Here is a 19,251-nt window from a genome sequence, read left to right on the forward strand (position 1 = left end):
GCTTGTCGCGCAGTTCCCCGCGCCCCTTACGGGGCGCGTCTTCGCCGCCCCGCCGCGATCGGGTCCAAAAAAAGCAATGCCGGCGCAGCTCCCCAGCTGCGCCGGCATTTTTGCCGTCCGCCGCACCCCCGTCCCCACGGGGTTTCATGGGTGGATGTCCCCGCCCGGACCGCTCTTCCGGGCCTGGGGTCGCCGCTCAGCGCCCCAGCATCACTCCCACGGACGACGCCTGTGTGGCCACTGTCTCCCAGCCGTCGAAGACGACGAGGAGCAGGACCGCCAGGGGAAGGGCCATGAGCGTCGCCACCAGGGGGTGGCGGCGACCCTGCCGGCGGGGGCGGGTGGTGTGTGTCCGCTGTGCCGTAAGGGCCATGGTCCCTCTCCTGACCGTTCTCGGTTGTCGTTGGCAGCGGCGGATGTCTGACCTCGGGGGACGAGTGCTGCACCCGCCGCTTGACTTCAAATCTAGGCGCGCGGCGCCTCGCGGACGTCATGCCCTCGTACCGAATCGCGGGCCTCCGAGAGGATGAGCCATGACCTGCGGACTACTCCCCTGGGTGGAGACGGCGCCCTAGGTCTCGTCCTACGACTCGGGGTCTTCCCGGAGGGGGTGCCCGGTCCTTCCCGGTTTTTCCGAGCTGTCCTCACGGGGTACCGGCTGCTCGACGAGGGCCAGGACCCTGGTCGCCATGAAGCGGGCGGTGCGCACAACCGACCCGTTTCGCGTGACTTCGCTCACTTCCACCACCCCTCGCCGTACCGCCGTCTCCACCCGGCGACCCGCTCTGCTCGCCACCACCTCATAGGTACGGGTGGTGTCGCCGGCGTCGACGACTATCTCCACGCGGTCACCCTTCACAGCTTCAATCCCCCTTCTGCTACGGCTTGTTGAAGCAGACAGGTACTCAAAGGAGCCGATTACGGCGCCTTTCTGACCACCTCTCAAGTCTCGCACCCGGCACTGACAATCCATCGGGCCGAGAGGGCGCGGCCTCTGCGCACGGGCGGCCCGGTAAACGTAAGCTGTGCCACGTCAAACGGACCGGGCAGCGGGGATGAACATGGCGATGATGCGCCTGAGGCGCGAGGACCCGCGCGTCGTCGGCTCGTTCAGGCTTCACAGAAGGCTCGGCGCCGGCGGAATGGGCGTCGTCTATCTCGGCTCCGACAAGAAGGGGCAGCGGGTCGCGCTGAAGGTGATCCGGCCCGATCTGGCGGAGGACCAGGAGTTCCGGTCACGCTTCGCCCGCGAGGTCTCGGCGGCCCGCCGGATCAGGGGCGGTTGCACGGCACGGCTGGTCGCGGCGGACCTGGAGGCCGAGCGGCCGTGGTTCGCCACCCAGTACGTACCCGGGCCCTCGCTGCACGACAAGGTCGCCGACGAGGGCCCGCTGCACGCGGCCGAGGCCGCGGCGGTCGGGGCCGCGCTGTCCGAGGGACTGGTCGCGGTGCACGAGGCCGGGGTCGTGCACCGGGATCTGAAGCCGTCCAACATCCTGCTGTCCCCGAAGGGCCCGCGGATCATCGACTTCGGCATCGCCTGGGCCACCGGGGCCTCCACGCTCACCCACGTCGGTACGGCGGTGGGCTCGCCCGGGTTCCTCGCGCCCGAGCAGGTGCGCGGCGCCGCCGTCACCCCGGCCACGGACGTGTTCTCGCTCGGTGCGACCCTCGCGTACGCGTCGACCGGTGACTCGCCCTTCGGACACGGCAGTTCCGAGGTGATGCTCTACCGCGTGGTCCACGAGGAGCCGCACCTGCACGGCGTACCGGACGCGCTCGCGCCCCTGGTACGGGCCTGTCTTGCGAAGGATCCCGAGGAACGGCCGAGCACGCTCCAGCTCTCGCTCCGGCTGAAGGAGATCGCCGCGCGTGAGGCACACGGGCTGGCCGACGTACGGCCCCCCGCGCCCCGTGCCGCGGAGGCGGACCGGCCCACCGGGCGGCTCACCGAGACCTACCCGGAGCCGCAGCGCACCCAGCGTCGGCCGCAGTCCTCGTCGGGTGCGCCGGTGCGCGGCAACGCGCCCTCGCGCGGCGGCAGCGGCCCGCGTCCGGGCGGCGGCGTTCCGTCGCGGCCGAACGGCGCGCGCCCCACGCCCGCTCCGCGCGGCAACGGCTCCCGGCCCGGTACCGGCAGCCGGCCCGCGCCGCGCAGTGGCACCGGCCGGCCCGCGCCGCGCCCCACCGGCACCGGGCGGCGGCCGGCCAATCCCCGGCTGCTGCGCCAGCGGCTGTTCGTGTTCGTCGTGGTGACCCTGCTGGTGGCGGTGGGGATCGCACTGGCCCAGGGCTGCTCCGGCCCGGCGCACGGGATGGGTCTCGTGCCGGGTGGTGCCGTACCGGCCAAGGCCGTGGCTCTCAGGGAGTAGGGGTACTACGCCACAGGGGTCCTGCTCCTCAGGGGCGTTACGCCTCGGGGCGGCCGGCGGTCACCGCGTAGAAGGCGACCGCGGCCGCCGCGCCGACGTTCAGCGAGTCGACGCCGTGGGACATCGGGATGCGTACCCATTCGTCGGCGGCGACCAGCGCCTGGGTGGAGAGGCCGTCGCCCTCCGCGCCGAGCATCAGCGCGACCCTGTCCATCCGGTGCGGGGCGGCCTCGTCGAGGCTGCGGGCCTTCTCGTCCGGGGTCAGGGCGAGCAGCGTGAACCCTGCCTCGCGGACCGAGTCCAGCCCCTTGGGCCAGGTGTCGAGACGGGCGTACGGCACAGAGAAGACCGCGCCCATCGAGACCTTGACGCTACGGCGGTAGAGCGGGTCGGCGCAGTCGGGGGACAGCAGCACCGCGTCCATGCCGAGGGCCGCCGCCGAGCGGAAGATCGCGCCGATGTTGGTGTGGTCGTTGACCGACTCCATGACGACGACCCGGCGGGCGGTGCGTAGCAGTTCGGTCGCCGTCGGCAGCGGCTTGCGCTGCATGGAGGCGAGCGCACCGCGGTGCACGTGGTAGCCGGTCACCTTCTCGGCGAGCTCCGGGCTGACCGCGTACACGGGGGCCGGGAGCTCGTCGATCACATCGCGCATGACGTCGACCCACTTGGCGGACAGCAGCATCGAACGCATCTCGTAGCCCGCGTCCTTCGCCCTGCGGATGACCTTCTCGCCCTCGGCGATGAACAGACCCTCGGCCGGTTCGCGCTTGCGGCGCAACTCGACGTCGGTCAGGCCTGTGTAGTCACGGAGGCGCGGGTCGTCGGGATCCTCGACGGTGATGAGATCGGCCACAGGGTGATACTGCCTTGTCCTGGGTGGGGTGCCAATGGTCTGGGACGGGTTGTGTTACCCGGGGTTACGTCAGTGCCCGCGCGGGTGCCCTTTCAGGCCGCCGGGCGCGGGCCGACGTTCACCACCTCGCCGATCACGATGACCGCCGGGGGCTTCACTTCCTCGACGCGGACCACCTCCGCCACGGTGGCGAGGGTCGCGTCGACCCGGCGCTGCGCGGCCGTCGTGCCTTCCTGGACGAGGGCGACGGGGGTGTCCGGGGACTTGCCGTGGGCGACGAGCGTCTCGGCGATCTTCCCGATCTTGTCGACGCCCATGAGGACGACGAGGGTCCCGGTGAGCTTCGCGAGGGACGGCCAGTCGGCCAGCGAGCGCTCGTCGTCCGGCGCGACATGGCCGCTGACCACCGTGAACTCGTGCGCGACGCCCCGGTGTGTGACCGGGATACCGGCGGCGGACGGTACGGAGATCGAGCTGGAGATGCCGGGGACGACCGTGCACGGGATCCCGGCCTCGGCGAGCGCCTGGAGCTCCTCCATGCCCCGGCCGAAGACATAGGGGTCGCCGCCCTTCAGCCGTACGACCGACTTGCCCTGCTTCGCGTGCTCGATCAGGGCGTTGTTGATGGCTTCCTGGGCCATGTAGCGGCCGTACGGGATCTTCGCCGCGTCGATCACCTCGACGTGCGGCGGGAGTTCGGCGAGGAGGTCGCGGGGGCCGAGGCGGTCGGCGATGACGACGTCGGCCTCGGCGAGAAGGCGGCGGCCGCGCACCGTGATCAGGTCGGGATCGCCGGGGCCGCCGCCGACCAGGGCGACGCCGGGGGTGCGGGTGCGGTGGTGCGGGGCGACGAGGGTGCCGTCGCGCAGACCCTCGACGACCGCGTCCCGGATGGCGGCGGTGTGGCGGGGGTCGCGGCCCCGTGCGTCGGTGGTGAGGACGGCCACCGTGACGCCTTCGCTGTGGCCGGTCGCCGGGGTCCAGGCGGTGGCCTGGTCGGCGTCGTCGGAGCGCACGCACCAGACACGGTGCCGGTCCGCTTCCGCGGATGCGGCGGTGTTGGCGGCGAGGTCGCCGGTGGCGATGAGGGCGTACCAGGCGTCGGCGAGATCGCCTTCGGCGTAGGGCCTGCGTTCCCAGGTGATCTCACCGGCATCCGCCATCGCCTCGACGGAGGGGGTGGCTTCCGGCGATACGAGGGTGATGTCGGCGCCCGCTGCGATGAGAGCCGGGAGGCGGCGCTGGGCCACCTGGCCACCGCCGAGGACGACCACCTTGCGGCCGGTGAGACGGAGGCCTACGGGGTAGGCGGGGTGTTCGGCCATGAGGTGCGGCTCCTCTTGAGGCGGCGGCGCGATAGCCCTGACGTGGGCATTTTAAGGGGGACGGGGTTTCGGCGGGTCAGGTGTCCGATGGCTGGGCGTTGCGGGCCGGGTGCAGGGCTGTGGGTGGTTGTGCCCACCCGTTCCGCCCTGCGGAACGATTGCCCACAACCACCGGCCGGCTGCCATAGGAACCCGGAGCCGTAGTCCCCTACCTCTCCGCGACTCCCGCTACTTCTCCGCGACTCCCGCTACTTCTCCGTCACGCCCGCCGAGTCGAACGTCGCCACCTCGTGCATCGCCCGCGCCGTGCTCTGCACCAGCGGCAGTGCCAGCAGCGCGCCCGTGCCCTCGCCCAGGCGCAGGTCCAGGTCGACCAGCGGGCGCAGGCCCAGCTTGTTCAGCGCTGCCACGTGGCCGGGTTCCGCGCTGCGGTGGCCGGCGATGCAGGCGGCCAGGACCTCGGGGGCGATCGCGCGGGCCACCAGGGCGGCGGCGCCGGCGCTCACGCCGTCCAGGATCACCGGGGTGCGCAGGGACGCGCCGCCCAGCAACAGGCCGACGATCGCCGCGTGTTCGAAGCCGCCGACCGCGGCGAGGACGCCGATCGGGTCGGCCGGGTCCGGCTGGTGGAGTTCCAGTGCGCGCCGGACGACCTCGGTCTTGCGGGCGAGGGTCTCGTCGTTGATGCCGGTGCCCCGGCCGGTGACCTCGGAAGGGTCGGCGCCGGTGAAGACCGAGATCAGGGCGGCGGACGCGGTCGTGTTCGCGATGCCCATCTCGCCCGTCAGCAGCGCCTTGTTGCCGGCCGCCACCAGGTCGCGCGCGGTCTCGATGCCGACCTCGATGGCCTGCTTGGCCTCTTCCCGGGTCATCGCCGGACCGGTCGTCATGTCGGACGTGCCCGCGCGGACCTTGCGGGGCAGCAGCCCCGGCGTGGCGGGCAGTTCGGAGGCGACACCGACGTCCACCACGCACACCTCGGCGCCCACCTGGCCGGCGAACGCGTTGCAGACCGCTCCCCCGCCGAGGAAGTTGGCCACCATCTGGGCGGTGACCTCCTGCGGCCAGGGGGTGACGCCCTGGGCGTGCACCCCGTGGTCACCGGCGAAGATCGCCACGGCCGCGGGCTCCGGGATCGGCGGCGGGCACTGCCGGGACAGACCGGACAGCTGGGCGGAGATGATCTCCAGCATGCCGAGCGCGCCGGCCGGCTTGGTCATCCGCTTCTGCCGCTCCCAGGCCTCGCCGAGCGCCTTGGCGTCCAGCGGGCGGATCCCGGCGACGGTCTCGGCGAGCAGGTCGTGCGGGTCCTCGCCGGGCAGCGCGCGGCGGCCGTACGTCTCCTCGTGGACGACCCACGACAGCGGACGGCGCTTGGACCAGCCGGCCTGCATCAGCTCGGGCTCGTCCGGGAACTCGTCGACGTAGCCCACGCACAGGTAGGCGATGACTTCGAGGTGCTCGGGCAGCCCCAGCGCGCGGACCATCTCGCGCTCGTCGAAGAAGCTGACCCAGCCGACGCCGAGGCCCTCGGCGCGGGCGGCGAGCCAGAGGTTCTCGACGGCGAGGGCGGCGGAGTAGGGCGCCATCTGCGGCTGGGTGTGCCGGCCGAGGGTGTGGCGGCCGCCGCGGGTCGGGTCGGCGGTGACGACGATGTTGACCGGGGTGTCGAGGATGGCCTCGATCTTCAGTTCCTTGAACTGCTTCGCGCGGCCCTTGGGGAGGGACTTGGCGTAGGCGTCGCGCTGGCGCATGGCCAGTTCGTGCATCGAACGGCGGGTGTCGGCCGAGCGGATGACGACGAAGTCCCAGGGCTGGGAGTGGCCGACGGAGGGCGCGGTGTGGGCGGCCTCCAGGACGCGCAGCAGCACCTCGTGCGGGATGGGGTCGCTGCGGAAGCCGTTGCGGATGTCACGGCGTTCACGCATGACCTTGAGGACGGCCTCGCGCTCGGCGTCGTCGTAGGCGGGCGCGGCCGGGCCGGTGGACTGACGTACTTCTGCCACGGGGGCCGTGCTCTCTTCCTGCTCGGCGGCCCTGGTCTCCAGGTCCTCCGCCTGCTGTACGACATCGGGGTGGGGCTCCGCCACCGACCCGGGCTCGGCCTCGCGCGGCGCGGGAACCGTCGCGGCCTGCTCCGGCGCCGGCTCGCCCTGGTCCTGCGCGGGGAGGACCAGCGGGTGCGGCGGGGTCGGGGCGAGGTGCGGGGTGGTCGGCACCTGGCCGTCGACGGCGACGAACTCACCCAGCGGCTGGTCCGGCGTCGGCTCCGGGGGCACGGCGGCGGCGAGGGGCTCCGGGGCCGCCGGGGGCTCGGAAACGGACGTGGTGCCCTGGGTCTGCGGGCCGGCGGGGGGCACCACGACCGGCGGGACGGACGGCGCTTCGGGAGCCTCGGGGGCGGGCTCGGCCTGCGGTACGGCAGCCGCCGCGGGGAACTCGGCCGGTGCCTCGGGGGCTACCGGGTCCGGGGCGAGCGGCACGGACTGCTCGGCCTCCGGGGCCGTGGCGGCGAGCGGCTCCGGCGACTGCGGGGCCTCGGGGAAGAGTGCGGGCTCTTCGGTGACCGCCGCCTCCGCTGCCGGTACCGGCACGGGCGGCGCCACGACCACCGGCTGACGGGGCTCGGTCACAACGGCCTCGGGTGCCGGAACGGACTCCTCCGGCACGACGGACTCGGACTCGGACTCGGCTTCCGGTGCCGGAACGGGTTCGGGCACCACGGCCTCCACGACCTGTTCGGCTACGACCGGCTCCCCGACCTGTGGCTCCGGCGCGACCGGCGGCACGGACTGCGGCTCCGGCGCGATCGGCTGCAGGTCCGGTGTGACCGGCTGCTCCGGCTCGGCCACCACAGCCTCGACGACCTCCGGAACCACTGCTTCCGCAACCTGACCGGCCTCGACGTCCGGCACAGCCCGGGCCGCGGCCTCGACCACCACCGGCGCATCCTCCGCCGGTACGACCACCTCGCCGGGAGCCACCCCGGCGCCGGTCACCTGCACGGCCTCCAGAGCCTCCGGAGCCTGCGGGGCCTGCGGAACCTCCGCGACCGGCGCAGCCTCCGCAGCCACCGCGGCCTCGACGACCTGCGGCGCCGACGGCTCGGTCACGGGCACCGGAGCGTCCCCGGCGGCGGGCTGGGCCGCACCGACCGGGCCATGAACGTGCTCGGGCTGCGCCCCGGCCACCGGCACCTGCTGCTCGACCGCGACACCCGCGACACCTGCGACACCCACTGCGCCCGGAGCACCTGCCTCCGTGGCGAGCCGGGCGACGGCCGCCTGGGCGGCGCCGGACGGCTCGGCAGTCCGGACCTGCTGGATCATCGCAGGCTCCGGAGCGGGAGCGGCGGGAGCACCGGCGGCAACGGGCACGGCGGAAGCGACCGCCTCCAGTACTGGAGCAACCGTTTCGGCAGCCGGGGCCTGTGCGCTCACCTGTGCCACCGGCACGGCCTGAGGGACGATCTGGGGGACAGCCTGCGGGGCGCCCTGGGGCGCACCCCAGGGCGCGGCGGGCTGCGGTACGGCCTCGCGCAGCGGCTGGGCGTCGAGGTACTCGGGGCCGGTCGCCGGCTGGCCCGGCTGCCGTACCGGCGCGCCCGCCGGGCCGCGGTCGGCAAGGGAGCGGACCGGGCTGGTGGAGGCATCGGGGATCGGCGGGCCGAGGTGCAGCGGGCGGCGCGGGGCCGGGGCGGCCGCCGGGTCGTGCGGCACCGAGAGGATCGGGGAGGCGGGCACCGAGCTGGGCAGCCGGACTCCGGTGAGGTCGACCGACCCGCTGTCACGGCCCGCCGTCTCGTGCGGGCCGGGCTCGTGGACGGTCTCGACGACCGGTTCCGGGGCCGGTGGCGGCACTTCGTTGCCCCAGGCGCCCTGGGCGCCGGGCAGCAGCAGTTCTTCGTCCTCGGCAGGCGACTCGGAGAGGTAGGTGTACGCGCCGTGCGCGGGAACGCCCGGCTGTTCCACCATGCCTGCGCTCTCCGGCAGTCCCTCGCCCGGGACCTGGCCGGTGTCCGTCATGCGTACCCCTCGCCCATCGGTTAGTGCCTTCTACGACCAGCTCACCCGGGGCGGCGCACCGACCGCCCCACAGTGAAGAACGAGCGTGCGTGCCCAGCGGCACGAACGACCCGCCGGAAAAGGCGACAAAGCCATTCAGTGGCATTGTCCCGGCCGTTCGACCGTCGCGACAGCGTGATCCGCGACAGCCCGCTGTGGACTGCGCCACGTTGCGCGTGTCCCCGGTTTCTGCCGTACCACACCCACCCCAAAAGGGGCGCGTTTTCCGGACATTGACGAACGAATTTCCGGGCCACCGGTGCAGTGCAGCGATCGGCCAGCCTACCGCGCGAAGTATGACAACCGGATCACGGGGCACACTCGGACAGGCCCGCCCGCCGCCCGGCCACCACCCCTCAACGAGGCGTTTCGCGCTGCGGCAGTGTCCCGCTGAGCAGGAAGACGACGTTCCGCTCGGTCTCCGTCCAGGCCCTGGTGTCGAGTTCGACGGACTGGAGCAGGGCGCACTCGACCAGGTAGCCGTGCTCGGTCAGGTCGCGGCCGACGAGTTCGGCGGCGTCCCGGGTGGCGGCGTGCGTGACGATGCGCTGTGGCCGGCGGTCGGCCACCGCGGTGACGACGGCCGCTCCCCCGCCGCCGACCCGGACGACATCCGGCTCGGGCAGGTTCTCCAGTACATGGGGCGCGCTGCCGTGCACGATCTGGACCTGGACCCCGAACCTGCGGGCGGCCGACTCGGTGCGCACGCAGGCCGCGAGGTCCCGGTCGACGGCGATGACGGCGGCCCCGGCGCGCGCGGCCTCGGTGGCGAACGCGCCGCTGCCGCAGCCGATGTCCCAGACGAGGTCCCCCACCCGGGGCCCGAGGCGGGCGAGTTGGGCGGACCGGAGCAGGTCCCGCTCCCCTTCGCCGAGCGCGACTCCCTCGCCGTACTCCGCGTCGGGCTGCACCCAGCCGCGCGGTCCGGCCGCGGGGTCCCGGCCGGCGATCCAGCCGCCGCCCTCGCCGGCCACCACCGGTCCGGCGGGTCCGCCGATGACGATGACGACGTTGGGGTCGCGCCAGGTGTGGTCGGGGGCCTTGTCGGAGGTGACGACGGAGACCTGCTCGCGTTCGGTGCCGAGTTCCTCGCAGATGACGAAGGTGCGGTGGACGCCCTCCATGAGCAGTCCGAGTTCGGCGGGTCCGGCGCCGGGTGAGGTGAGGACGGCGACCTTGGTGTGGGCCCGGCATACATTCACCGCGCGTCGCAGGGTGCGCCGGTGTGCGACGACCACCTGTGCGTCGTCCCAGGGCATTCCGGCGCGGGCGAAGGCGGCGGCGACGGAGGAGACGGCGGGGACGACCTCGACCTCCAGGCCGAACTCGGGCGCGCGCAGGGCCCGTACGACACCGAAGAAGCCGGGGTCGCCGTCGGCGAGCACCACGGCGGTGCCGCGGTGGCCGGTGATCCGGCGGGCGGCGAGGGAGACGCTGCCGAGGCGGATGCGTTCGGCCCGCGGTGGCACCTCGGGCAGTGCCAGGTGGTGGGCCGCGCCGGCCACCAGTGTGGCGGCGCCCAGGGCGGAGCGTGCCGCGGCTGTCAGCGGCGAGCCGTCCCAGCCGATCACTGTGACGCGGTCGGCCATAGTCGTCGGTCTCCAGAGGGTTTACGCAGGTCGGGCTCCGTGAGGTTACCTGGTGGAAGGTTCCGTCGTCGTGGCGGCGGTCGTTCCCCCGGCAGGCCCCGAGATGTCAGTTCCAGTCGTTGAAGGACGTGAAACCACCGGTGTCGGCCAGTTGTTCGCTGACCCCGGCGAGGTCCTCCGGCAGCAGGCTCCAGACGATGACGTCGGTGCGCACGTCGGCCCACCCGCCGTTCTCCGTCCGGGCGCGGGCTATCCAGGCGTTGCGGAGCACGCCCTCGCTGATACAGCCGATCTTCTGGGCCACCTGCTGGGAGGCGGTGTTGTCGGCGGCGGTGCGCAGTTCCATCCGCTCGAACTTCTGGTCGTGGAACAGCCACTGGGCGATGGCGAGGGCCGCCTCGGTGGCGTAGCCCTCGCCTCGGGCCCAGGGGGCGATGACGTACGCGATCTCGCTGGCCCGGACGCGCCAGTCGGTGTTCTGCAGATGCACCATGCCGACGAGACGCTGGGTGAGGAACTCGGTGACGGCGAGCACGATGCCGCGGCCCTCGGCGCGCTCGGCGGGGGCGATCCCGGTGATCCAGGCGCGGGCGTCGCTCTCGGTGTACGGCTGCGGCACGGACGTCCAGGCCCCGACCTGCTCGTCGTTCATCATCTCCGCCAGCGCGGGCACGTCGTCCTCGTCGAGGGGACGCAGCACCAACCGCTCCGTGCTGATGGAGATGTTGGGGAAGGTGCTAGTCATGCGCCGCTCCGTAACCTTCGGAAATCCTTCCGGGCCCAGACCTCGAGGACCCGCGAACTGCCCAGCATGCAGCATGAAACCACTCAACCGCACGACGGGGCCCACCCGCGGTGAGCGAGTGGACCCCGTGCGTGGCGATACGCCGTATACGTGCCGCCCTGCGTGCCGTCAGAAGGACGGGATGACCGAGCCCTGGTACTTGTCCTCGATGAACTTCTTCACCTCGGGCGAGGTGAGGAGCTTCGCGAGCTTCTTCACCCGCGGGTCCTTCTCGTTGCCCTTCTCCACCGCGAGGAAGTTGCCGTAGGGGCTGTTCTTCGCGGACTCCAGGACGAGGGCGTCCTTGGCGGGCTTGATGCCGGCCGAGATGGCGTAGTTGCCGTTGATCACCGCGGCGTCCACATCGTCCAGGGAGCGCGCGGTCTGGGCCGCCTCGACCTCCTTGAACCGGAGGTTCTTCGGGTTCTTGGCGATGTCCTGCGGGGTCGCCTCGCTGCCGGCGCCGTCCTTGAGGGTGATGAGTCCGTTGGCGGCGAGCAGCTTGAGGGCGCGCGCCTCGTTCACGGCGTCGTTCGGGACGGCGATGGTCGCACCGCTCTTCAGCGCGTCGGCGCTCTTGACCTTGTGGGAGTAGAGGCCGAGCGGCTCCAGGTGCACCGTGACGACGGGCACGATGTGGGTGCCGCGCTTCTTGTTGAAGTCGTCGAGGTACGGCTTGTTCTGGAAGTAGTTGGCGTCCACCGAGCCGTCCTCGGTCGCCGTGTTGGGCGTGATGTAGTCGGTGAACTCCTTGACCTCCAGGTCGAGTCCGGCCTTCTTCGCGAGGTTCTTCTTCACGAAGTCGAGGATCTCGGCGTGCGGGGTCGGACTCGCGGCGACGACCAGCGGTCCGCTGTAGTCGGAGGAGCCGGAGGCGGAGTCCTTGCCGGAGCCGCAGGCGGTGAGCCCGAAGGTGAGGGCTCCGGCGGCGAGGACGGCGGTGGTGAGCTTGGCGGTGTTACGCACGAAAAGTGCCTTTCCTTAAGGGTGGAGCGACCCCGCGAAGGGTGGTGCGGGGAAACCTGTGGGGGCGCCGGGGAGGCTCAGGCGGTCTCGCCGGTGGTGGCCGTCGAGGCCTTGAGCAGACGCAGCCTGGGTGCCGGTCCGGAGCGGCCGCCGCGGCGGTGCAGGGAGCGGGCCGCGTAGTCGCCTGCGAACTGGATGACCGAGATGACGACGGCGAGGATCGCGACGGTGATCCACATCAGCTCGGTCTCGAAGCGCTGATAGCCGTAGCGGATGGCGATGTCGCCGAGGCCGCCGGCGCCGACCGTGCCGGCCATCGCGGAGTAGCCGATGAGCGCGACGATCGTGGTCGTGGTGGAGGAGATGAGCGAGGGCAGCGACTCGGGTACGAGGACCTTGCGTACGACGGTCCAGGTGTTGCCGCCCATCGACTGGACGGCCTCGACCAGCCCGCCGTCCACTTCGCGGACGGCCGTCTCGACCAGGCGCGCGAAGAACGGGATGGCGCCGATGGCGAGGGGCACGATGGCGGCCTCGCGGCCGATGGTCGTCCCGGTGATCCAGCGGGTGAAGTTCATCAGCGCGACCATCAGGATGATGAACGGCATCGAGCGGGCGACGTTCACGATCTGCCCGATGACCTTGTTGGCCAGCACGTTCTGGAGCAGTCCGCCCCGGTCGGTGAGGACGAGGAGGATGCCGAGCGGGAGTCCGCCGACGACCGCGATCACCGTGGACCAGCCGACCATGTAGAGCGTGTCCCAACACGCCTGGGACAGCAGCGGCTGCATCGCAGACCAATCAGTCCAGCTCACTTGGCACCTTCCTTCGCCAGCGCGGGCTCCTGGCCCAGCACGTCGATCTGCAGGCCCTGTTCGCGCAGGAAGCCGATGGGCACCACGTTGTCCTCGTAGCGGCCGGGCAGTTCGATGCGCATCCGGCCGATCTGGAGGCCACCGACGGTGTCGATGGCGGCACCGAGGATCGATATGTCGATGTTGTAGGTGCGGGAGAGCTGGGAGATGACCGGCTGGGTGGCGGCCTCGCCGTGGAAGGTGACGTCGAGGACCGTGCGGTCGTCACCGGAGGCCTCGCCGCCGACCGGGAAGAGCGCGGCGGCCAGCTCGGAGCCCGGGGTCGCGAGCAGCTCGCTGACGGTTCCGGACTCGACGATGCGCCCCTTCTCCATGAGGGCGGCCGAGTCGCAGATCGTCTTCACGACGTCCATCTCGTGCGTGATGAGCAGGACGGTGAGGCCCAGCTGCCGGTTCAGGTCGCGCAGCAGCTGGAGGATGGAGCGGGTGGTCTCCGGGTCGAGGGCGCTGGTGGCCTCGTCGGAGAGCAGCACCTTGGGGTCGCCGGCGAGGGCGCGGGCGATGCCGACGCGCTGCTTCTGGCCGCCGGAGAGCTGGGCCGGGTAGGCCTTTGCCTTGTCGGCGAGCCCGACGAGGTCGAGCAGTTCGAGCGCCTTGCGGGAACGCTCCTTGCCCGAGGTGCCGAGGATCTCGAGCGGCAGCTCGACGTTGTCCTGGACGGTCCGGGTGGACAGCAGGTTGAAGTGCTGGAAGACCATGCCGATCCGGCTGCGTGCCTGCCGCAGCTCCTTGCCGGCCCGGGGACCGCGCCCGGCGAGGGCGGTGAGGTCCCGTCCGTCGACCGTGACGGTGCCGGCGGTGGGGCGCTCCAGCAGGTTGACGCAGCGGATGAGCGAGGACTTGCCGGCGCCGGACTGGCCGATGACGCCGTACACCTCGCCTTCCCGGACGTGCAGATCGACGCCGTCGAGCGCGGTGACCTCGCGGCCGCGCGAGCGGTAGACCTTGGTGAGGCCCGTGGTGGTGATCACGTGGGTTTCCGTCACTGTCGAGTGCGCGGGCGTGGGTGTGCCCGGGCGCACGGATGCGTTCGTTCAGGGACGCGGCACGGTTCTCGCGGAGGCGCTGAACCGGGGAGAACATGTGCGCGGGGGAGGCAGATGTCACATACACGCGTCGTGGCGTCGTACGGACATGCCACCTGTCTCGCTTCGGGGCGCGAGCTCTGGGGTGGTGCGGGGGCCCTCTAGAAGGCGCACATTCGACACATACAACGAGCACCGGGCGTCATGGTCGCCTCGGTCGCAGGGGTGCGGTCGCTCGTCGTGGTCATGCGATCAGTAAACCAGACCTACGGTCCTGACAAGCCGCCGCTGTCCGCATCCTGGACAGCGGCGGACACCTTTCAGCCGCGGGGCGATATCTCGACGCCGCGGTCGGTGACCAGCGCGGACAAGGCCGAGAGGTCCTTCACCACGAGGTCCGCGTCCAGCTCGTGCGCCTGGTGGGTTGTGGCCAACGCCACGGTGGTCATGCCGGCCGCGCGGCCCGCCTGGAGTCCGGCGGGGGCGTCCTCGAAGACCACGCAGTGCGCCGGGTCGACGCCCAGCTGCCGGGCGGCGAGGAGGTAGGGCTCGGGGTCGGGCTTGCCGCGGGTGATGTCGTCGGCGCAGACCAGCGTCTTGGGCCGGATCCCGACCGCGTCCAGGCGGGCCTCGGCCAGGCGCCGGGTGGCGGAGGTGACGACGGCCCAGCGGTCGGCGGGCAGGGAGTCGAGGAACGCGGCGGTGCCGGGGAGCAGGCGGACGCCGTCGTTGGGGACGTCCTCCACCTCCAGTTGTTCGACCCGGGCGACGGCTTCCGCCACGAGGGCCGGCGGGAGCAGGTCGGCGACGATGTCCGCGGCGGGCCGTCCGTGCAGTTCGACTCGGGCGAACTCCTCGGTGACTCCGTGTTCCGCCGCCCAGCGGGCCCAGCAGCGGTCCACGGAGTCGAGGGAGGAGACCAGGGTGCCGTCGTTGTCGAAGAGGAGGGCTTGTGCGTGGATCGTCTGGAACGTCATGGTCCAGACCCTAAGGCGTACGGCAGGGGCGGCGGCATCGGGCCGTTTCGGCCGTAATAAGGTCACCGCATGCTCAATGCCCTGCTGCTGGTGACGGGAGTCGCCGCGCTGTTGCTCGCCGCGTGGTGCGGGTGGGCCGCGTACCGGGACCAGCCGACGAAGGACTGGCACTTCATCGGGATGGCCGTGGTGTCGGTGCTGGCGCTGATCCAGCTGGTGGCCGGGATCGTGCTGCTGGCGCGGGGCGAGAAGCCGGATCAGGGGACGACGATCTTCGTCGCCTATCTGCTGGGGGCGTTCGCGTGTGTCCCGGCCGCGGGGTTCATGTCGCTCGCCGAGCGGACGCGGTGGGGATCGGTGACGGTCGCCGCGGGCGGTGTGGTGCTGGCCGTGCTGGAGGTGCGGCTCTATGACATCTGGGGAGGCTGAGATGACGGCCGTGGAAGAGAAGCCGAAGCGGCTGACCAGCGGGCCCGGGACGCTGCTCGTCTGGTTCTACGGCGTGATGGTCGTCGGGGCGGTGTCGCGATCCGCTTACCAGATCGCGACGGAGTTCGACCGGGCGCCGCTCGCGTACTCGCTGTCCGCGGTCGCGGGGGTGGTGTACGGGTTCATCACGTACACGTTGGTGAGGGGCGGCGAGACGGCACGTCGGGTCGCCGTGGTGTGTTGCGCGGCGGAGTTGGTGGGGGTGCTGACGGTCGGCAGTTGGACCTTGGTCGAGCCGTCAGCGTTTCCCGATGCGACCGTGTGGTCGGACTTCGGTATGGGGTACGTGTTCATCCCTGTGCTGCTGCCGCTTTCCGCCTTGTACTGGTTGCGGAAGGGCGTGAAAGGGGCTGCGGCCTGAGGAACGTGCGCGACTGCGGATGGTTCGTGGCTGGTCGCGCAGTTCCTCCCCCAGCCTTCGGCCGGGGGTACCCCCAGCGCCCCTTTCGGGGCGCTTCAGTTCGGGGCGCTGGAAAGTCAGGCCGTTGTTGCGTAGGTACTGGCCGGCTTTTCAAGGACGATCATCGGTACGCCGTCCGCGCCCTTCGATGTGCCCACCGTCTCGTAGCCGACGCGGCGGTACAGCCTCAGGTTGCCCTCGCTGCGGTGGCCGGTGAAGAGGCGGAACTTCTTGGCGCCCCGTTCCTCCTCCAACGCCCCCTCGGCCGCGCGCAGCAGGCGTGCGCCGATGCCGTGGCCCTGGAGCCGGGGGTGGACGCAGAGTTTGCCGATGGCGGCGGCGCCGTCCTCGGTGACCGAGCCGCGGACCGAGCCGACGACCTCCTCGCCGAGGCGGGCCACGAAGACGCAGTCTGAGGCGACCTCCTGGCGGACCGAGTCGAGGCTCTGCACGAGCGGGTCGATGCGGTAGTTGCCGTACAGCGCCGCCTCGCTCTGGAAGCACAGGTACTGGAGCCTGAAGATCTGCTCTGCATCCTGCTCGGTCGCCACCGAGATGGTCACGCTCATGCCCATGTGCGCACGCCTCCCGCTCACCTGATCGCCAGTAGTTCTCACTCCTATCCCCGCACTTCGCGGGCCGCAACCTCCGGCGTCAACAATCGACGAAGACATCCCAGACATCTGGAACGTTCCGGTCCCAAGCTGCCCTGTGAGATACCCAACTCCCGCGCGATCTCACGGTATGTCGGATCCTTCGGGGAGAGCAGGGCCTGGAGGAGACGCGGACAGCGGCCGGGGAGGCGGGCGACCGTGTCGCGCAGGGCGCGCCGGTGGGCGGTGGCCAGGGCGACTTGTTCGGGGGTGGGGGTGGTGTGGTCCGCGGGGTCGGTGTCGTACGGGCGTTCACGGCGAGTCGTACGGCGGGTGCGGCGGGACTCGGCGCGGACGGCCCGGCGCAGCCAGTCCGCGGGGGCGCGTGGTGGGCCATGGGTCTCCAGGCGCTCCAGGAGGCGGAGCCAGACCGTCTGTTCCAGGTCGCCGGGATCGCCTCCGGAGGCGTGCGCCTCGGCCGAGGCCTCGGCGGCGAGCAGCGGGCCCAGGGCGGTGACCAGGTCGTGCGTCATATGCGGAACGACGCGGCCGCCCCGGGGCAGGTTGCCGGGGCGGCCGGGAGACACCCCGAACGGGGTGCGGGGGCTCAGCCGTTGACGAAGTCGGCGCGGGCCAGGACGGCGGTGTCGGCGTTGTCCGTGAAGACACCGTCGATGCCGGTGGCGAAGTACGTCTTGAAGACGCTGAAGACGTCGCCGTAGGCGTCCGCGGCGGTGCCCTTGCGGAAGGCCGGCGGCAGGAAGGGGTTCTCGTTGCGCATGGTGTAGGGGGTCAGGATCAGGCCCAGCTTGTGCGCGTCCGCGACCAGCGTGCTCGGCGTGGTGAAGTTGCCGTTCGCGTCCTTCGGGATGATCAGGTCCAGGGTCGGGCCGATGCCCTGTGCGTAGCCGGCTATCTCGCGGAGGCCCTTGGGCGTGATCAGGTCGGCGACGGTGCGCGGGTCACCGGTGGCGACGAAGTCGTAGGGCTGGGTCGTCAGGCCGGAGAGCAGGACCACCAGCGGGTTGTCGACCAGCGTGTTCAGGCGCTGGATGCTGCTCGGCTCGAAGGACTGCAGGATGACCGGCGAGTTCCGCTTGTCCTTGCCGTACTTGCGCAGCAGCTTGGCGACCCGCTCCTCCAGGCCGAGGCCCAGCCGGCGGAAGTAGGTGGGGTGCTTGGTCTCGGGGTAGATCCAGACCTGCTTGCCGCGCTTGCGGGTCTGCTCGTCCTGCCACTTGAGGACTTCCTCGAAGGTGGGGATCTCCCAGCGGCCGTTGTAGAGCGTGTTGTGCGGGCGGTTGGCCGGGATGCGCTCGATCGCACGCAGCGTCTTCAGCTCGGCGAGCGTGAAGTCCTCGGTGAACCAGCCGGTGGTGGGGACGCCGTCCAGCGTCTTGGTGGTCTTGCGGTCGGCGAACTCGGGGTGGTCGGCGACGTTCGTGGTGCCGCCGATCTCCGGCTCGTGGCGGCAGACCAGGTGGCCGTCCTTGGTGGGGACCAGGTCGCCGGCCTCGACGATGTCGGCGCCGAGGTCGAGGGCCAGGTTGTAGGAGCCGAAGGTGTGCTCCGGACGGTAGCCGCTGGCGCCCCGGTGGCCGATGATCGCCGGCTTCGGCAGGCTCTTCAGGCCGCCGTTGCCGTAGCCGGCCTGCTTCGCCTCGGCCGCTCTGGCGGCGCCGGGCAGTCCGAGGACCGCGCCGCCGGCGCCGAGTACCGCGGCGCCCAGCAGCGCGCGCCGTCCGGTCGTGCCGTTCGCGTGCGTCCGCTCGTTCGAGTCGTTGGTGTCCATGAGCGCCTCTCCTGACCTTCGCCCTTCGATGCCGGCTGATGGTAGGGGTCCGGATGTGACCGAAGGGAGACCGCCGACCCAACGGCCGGATGACGTCGTATGGCTGATGGACGGCGAACGATGACGGTCCGTCGGCGACTTCCGTCACATCGTTGCGAGCTCGTCACGACCCGTCTCCGGGACGCCACTGCAGGTAAACCAGCGTCAACAGTACGTAAGACCTCGGTGAACCGGCCGTACCCGATGTGCGTTTCCCACGGAGCCGCGAGTAATGTCCTCACCTGCACAGACTCATATCGCCCCTCGACATCGGAGGACCCGTTGTCCCGCTTCGCGCTCATCAAGGCAGTGCTCGGACCGATCATGCGCCTGATGTTCCGCCCCCAGGTGGAGGGCGTGGAGCACATCCCGGGGGACGGCCCGGTCATCCTCGCGGGCAACCACCTGACCTTCATCGACTCGATGATCCTGCCGCTGGTCAGCAAGCGGCAGGTGTTCTTCATCGGCAAGGACGAGTACGTCACCGGCAAGGGCTTCAAGGGTCGGCTGATGGCCTGGTTCTTCACCGGTGTCGGCATGATCCCGGTGGACCGGGACGGCGCGAGCGGCGGTGTCGCCGCGCTGATGACCGGCAAGCGGGTCCTGGACGAGGGCAGGATCTTCGGGATCTACCCGGAGGGCACCCGCTCCCCCGACGGCCGGCTGTACCGGGGCCGTACCGGCATCGCGCGGCTGACGCTGATGACCGGCGCGCCGGTGGTGCCGTTCGCGATGATCGGCACGGACAAGCTGCAGCCGGGCGGCTCGGGCCTGCCGCGGCCCGGCCGGGTCACCGTCCGCTTCGGCGAGGCGATGGAGTTCTCGCGGTACGAGGGGATGGACCGGGACCGCTATGTGCTGCGGGCCGTGACGGACTCGGTGATGGCCGAGGTCATGCGGCTGTCCGGGCAGGAGTACGTGGACATGTACGCCACGAAGGCGAAGGCCGCCTGACGGCGGGGGCCGCCCGGCACTCTTTCGGCGCAAGGGCACGGACCGGTGGTCCGTGCCCTTCTGTCTGCCATCCGCCTGATATCCGTCCGGCATCCGCCTGCCGTCCGCCTGGTGGTGGAATCTGGCCCGACACTTCGGTTATTCCTTCGCA

At 71.4% G+C, this 19,251-nt stretch carries 18 protein-coding genes; 4 read left to right on the forward strand and 14 right to left on the reverse strand.

Features of this window, described 5'->3' with window-relative positions; genetic code table 11:
• Window positions 1-196: 196 nt before the first annotated feature.
• Together ACIRR9_RS20230 and ACIRR9_RS20235 are read right to left on the reverse strand one after the other, a co-directional pair.
• Window positions 197-373 carry a hypothetical protein gene (locus ACIRR9_RS20230; protein WP_123978469.1) on the reverse strand — a complete coding sequence of 59 codons (177 nt, stop codon included), beginning with the start codon at window positions 371-373 and terminating at the stop codon, window positions 197-199.
• Window positions 374-583: 210 nt separating this feature from the next.
• Window positions 584-859, reverse strand: a complete 276-nt coding sequence (locus tag ACIRR9_RS20235; protein ID WP_123978468.1) for a hypothetical protein — start codon at window positions 857-859, stop codon at window positions 584-586.
• A 196-nt stretch (window positions 860-1,055) separates the two neighbouring features.
• Here ACIRR9_RS20235 and ACIRR9_RS20240 point away from each other — a divergent pair, with 196 nt between their 5' ends.
• Window positions 1,056-2,372, forward strand: coding sequence for a serine/threonine-protein kinase (locus ACIRR9_RS20240; RefSeq protein ID WP_403753714.1), 1,317 nt, complete (start codon window positions 1,056-1,058; stop codon window positions 2,370-2,372).
• 37 nt (window positions 2,373-2,409) lie between these two features.
• On the opposite strand, the gene ACIRR9_RS20245 is transcribed toward ACIRR9_RS20240, so the two are convergent.
• The 9 genes from ACIRR9_RS20245 to ACIRR9_RS20285 all read right to left on the reverse strand — a co-directional run bounded on the left by ACIRR9_RS20245 (window position 2,410) and on the right by ACIRR9_RS20285 (window position 14,833).
• Window positions 2,410-3,228, reverse strand: coding sequence for an RNA methyltransferase (locus ACIRR9_RS20245; RefSeq protein WP_365345547.1), 819 nt, complete (start codon window positions 3,226-3,228; stop codon window positions 2,410-2,412).
• Between the two features lie 92 nt (window positions 3,229-3,320).
• Window positions 3,321-4,553: a uroporphyrinogen-III C-methyltransferase gene (gene cobA, locus ACIRR9_RS20250; RefSeq protein ID WP_403753477.1), complete on the reverse strand. Its 1,233-nt coding sequence runs from the start codon at window positions 4,551-4,553 to the stop codon at window positions 3,321-3,323.
• Window positions 4,554-4,801: 248 nt separating this feature from the next.
• A complete protein-coding gene (cobT, locus tag ACIRR9_RS20255; RefSeq protein ID WP_403753480.1) occupies window positions 4,802-8,578 on the reverse strand; it encodes a nicotinate-nucleotide--dimethylbenzimidazole phosphoribosyltransferase in 3,777 nt (1,258 codons plus the stop codon).
• 395 nt (window positions 8,579-8,973) lie between these two features.
• Window positions 8,974-10,206, reverse strand: a complete 1,233-nt coding sequence (gene cbiE / locus ACIRR9_RS20260) for a precorrin-6y C5,15-methyltransferase (decarboxylating) subunit CbiE (RefSeq protein WP_403753484.1) — start codon at window positions 10,204-10,206, stop codon at window positions 8,974-8,976.
• A gap of 106 nt (window positions 10,207-10,312) precedes the next feature.
• Window positions 10,313-10,951, reverse strand: a complete 639-nt coding sequence (locus tag ACIRR9_RS20265) for a GNAT family N-acetyltransferase (RefSeq protein ID WP_403753486.1) — start codon at window positions 10,949-10,951, stop codon at window positions 10,313-10,315.
• Between the two features lie 168 nt (window positions 10,952-11,119).
• Complete coding sequence (locus ACIRR9_RS20270; RefSeq protein ID WP_403753488.1) at window positions 11,120-11,956, reverse strand: MetQ/NlpA family ABC transporter substrate-binding protein; 837 nt, start codon at window positions 11,954-11,956, stop codon at window positions 11,120-11,122.
• A 77-nt stretch (window positions 11,957-12,033) separates the two neighbouring features.
• Entirely contained in the window at window positions 12,034-12,747 is a 714-nt protein-coding gene (locus ACIRR9_RS20275; RefSeq protein WP_403753717.1) for a methionine ABC transporter permease, read from the reverse strand.
• Window positions 12,748-12,767: 20 nt separating this feature from the next.
• Window positions 12,768-13,802, reverse strand: coding sequence for a methionine ABC transporter ATP-binding protein (locus tag ACIRR9_RS20280; protein ID WP_384574133.1), 1,035 nt, complete (start codon window positions 13,800-13,802; stop codon window positions 12,768-12,770).
• Between the two features lie 374 nt (window positions 13,803-14,176).
• A complete protein-coding gene (locus ACIRR9_RS20285; protein ID WP_403753491.1) occupies window positions 14,177-14,833 on the reverse strand; it encodes an HAD family hydrolase in 657 nt (218 codons plus the stop codon).
• A 69-nt stretch (window positions 14,834-14,902) separates the two neighbouring features.
• Between ACIRR9_RS20285 and ACIRR9_RS20290 the strand changes: the two genes are divergently transcribed.
• Together ACIRR9_RS20290 and ACIRR9_RS20295 are read left to right on the forward strand one after the other, a co-directional pair.
• A complete protein-coding gene (locus ACIRR9_RS20290; RefSeq protein WP_365345528.1) occupies window positions 14,903-15,262 on the forward strand; it encodes a hypothetical protein in 360 nt (119 codons plus the stop codon).
• Window position 15,263: 1 nt separating this feature from the next.
• Window positions 15,264-15,683 (forward strand): hypothetical protein, encoded by a 420-nt coding sequence (locus ACIRR9_RS20295; RefSeq protein WP_403753494.1) that lies wholly within the window; start codon window positions 15,264-15,266, stop codon window positions 15,681-15,683.
• Between the two features lie 116 nt (window positions 15,684-15,799).
• Here the strand turns inward: ACIRR9_RS20295 and ACIRR9_RS20300 are convergent, their stop codons facing one another.
• The 3 genes from ACIRR9_RS20300 to ACIRR9_RS20310 all read right to left on the reverse strand — a co-directional run bounded on the left by ACIRR9_RS20300 (window position 15,800) and on the right by ACIRR9_RS20310 (window position 18,107).
• Window positions 15,800-16,297 carry a GNAT family N-acetyltransferase gene (locus ACIRR9_RS20300; RefSeq protein WP_365345525.1) on the reverse strand — a complete coding sequence of 166 codons (498 nt, stop codon included), beginning with the start codon at window positions 16,295-16,297 and terminating at the stop codon, window positions 15,800-15,802.
• Between the two features lie 44 nt (window positions 16,298-16,341).
• Window positions 16,342-16,848 carry a sigma-70 family RNA polymerase sigma factor gene (locus tag ACIRR9_RS20305; protein ID WP_403753497.1) on the reverse strand — a complete coding sequence of 169 codons (507 nt, stop codon included), beginning with the start codon at window positions 16,846-16,848 and terminating at the stop codon, window positions 16,342-16,344.
• A gap of 74 nt (window positions 16,849-16,922) precedes the next feature.
• Window positions 16,923-18,107 (reverse strand): glycerophosphodiester phosphodiesterase, encoded by a 1,185-nt coding sequence (locus tag ACIRR9_RS20310; RefSeq protein WP_365345521.1) that lies wholly within the window; start codon window positions 18,105-18,107, stop codon window positions 16,923-16,925.
• Window positions 18,108-18,428: 321 nt separating this feature from the next.
• Between ACIRR9_RS20310 and ACIRR9_RS20315 the strand changes: the two genes are divergently transcribed.
• Window positions 18,429-19,100 carry a lysophospholipid acyltransferase family protein gene (locus ACIRR9_RS20315; RefSeq protein ID WP_365345519.1) on the forward strand — a complete coding sequence of 224 codons (672 nt, stop codon included), beginning with the start codon at window positions 18,429-18,431 and terminating at the stop codon, window positions 19,098-19,100.
• Window positions 19,101-19,251: the final 151 nt, after the last annotated feature.

The organism is Streptomyces sp. NPDC101234 (assembly GCF_044767525.1).
Classification (GTDB): domain Bacteria; phylum Actinomycetota; class Actinomycetes; order Streptomycetales; family Streptomycetaceae; genus Streptomyces; species Streptomyces sasae.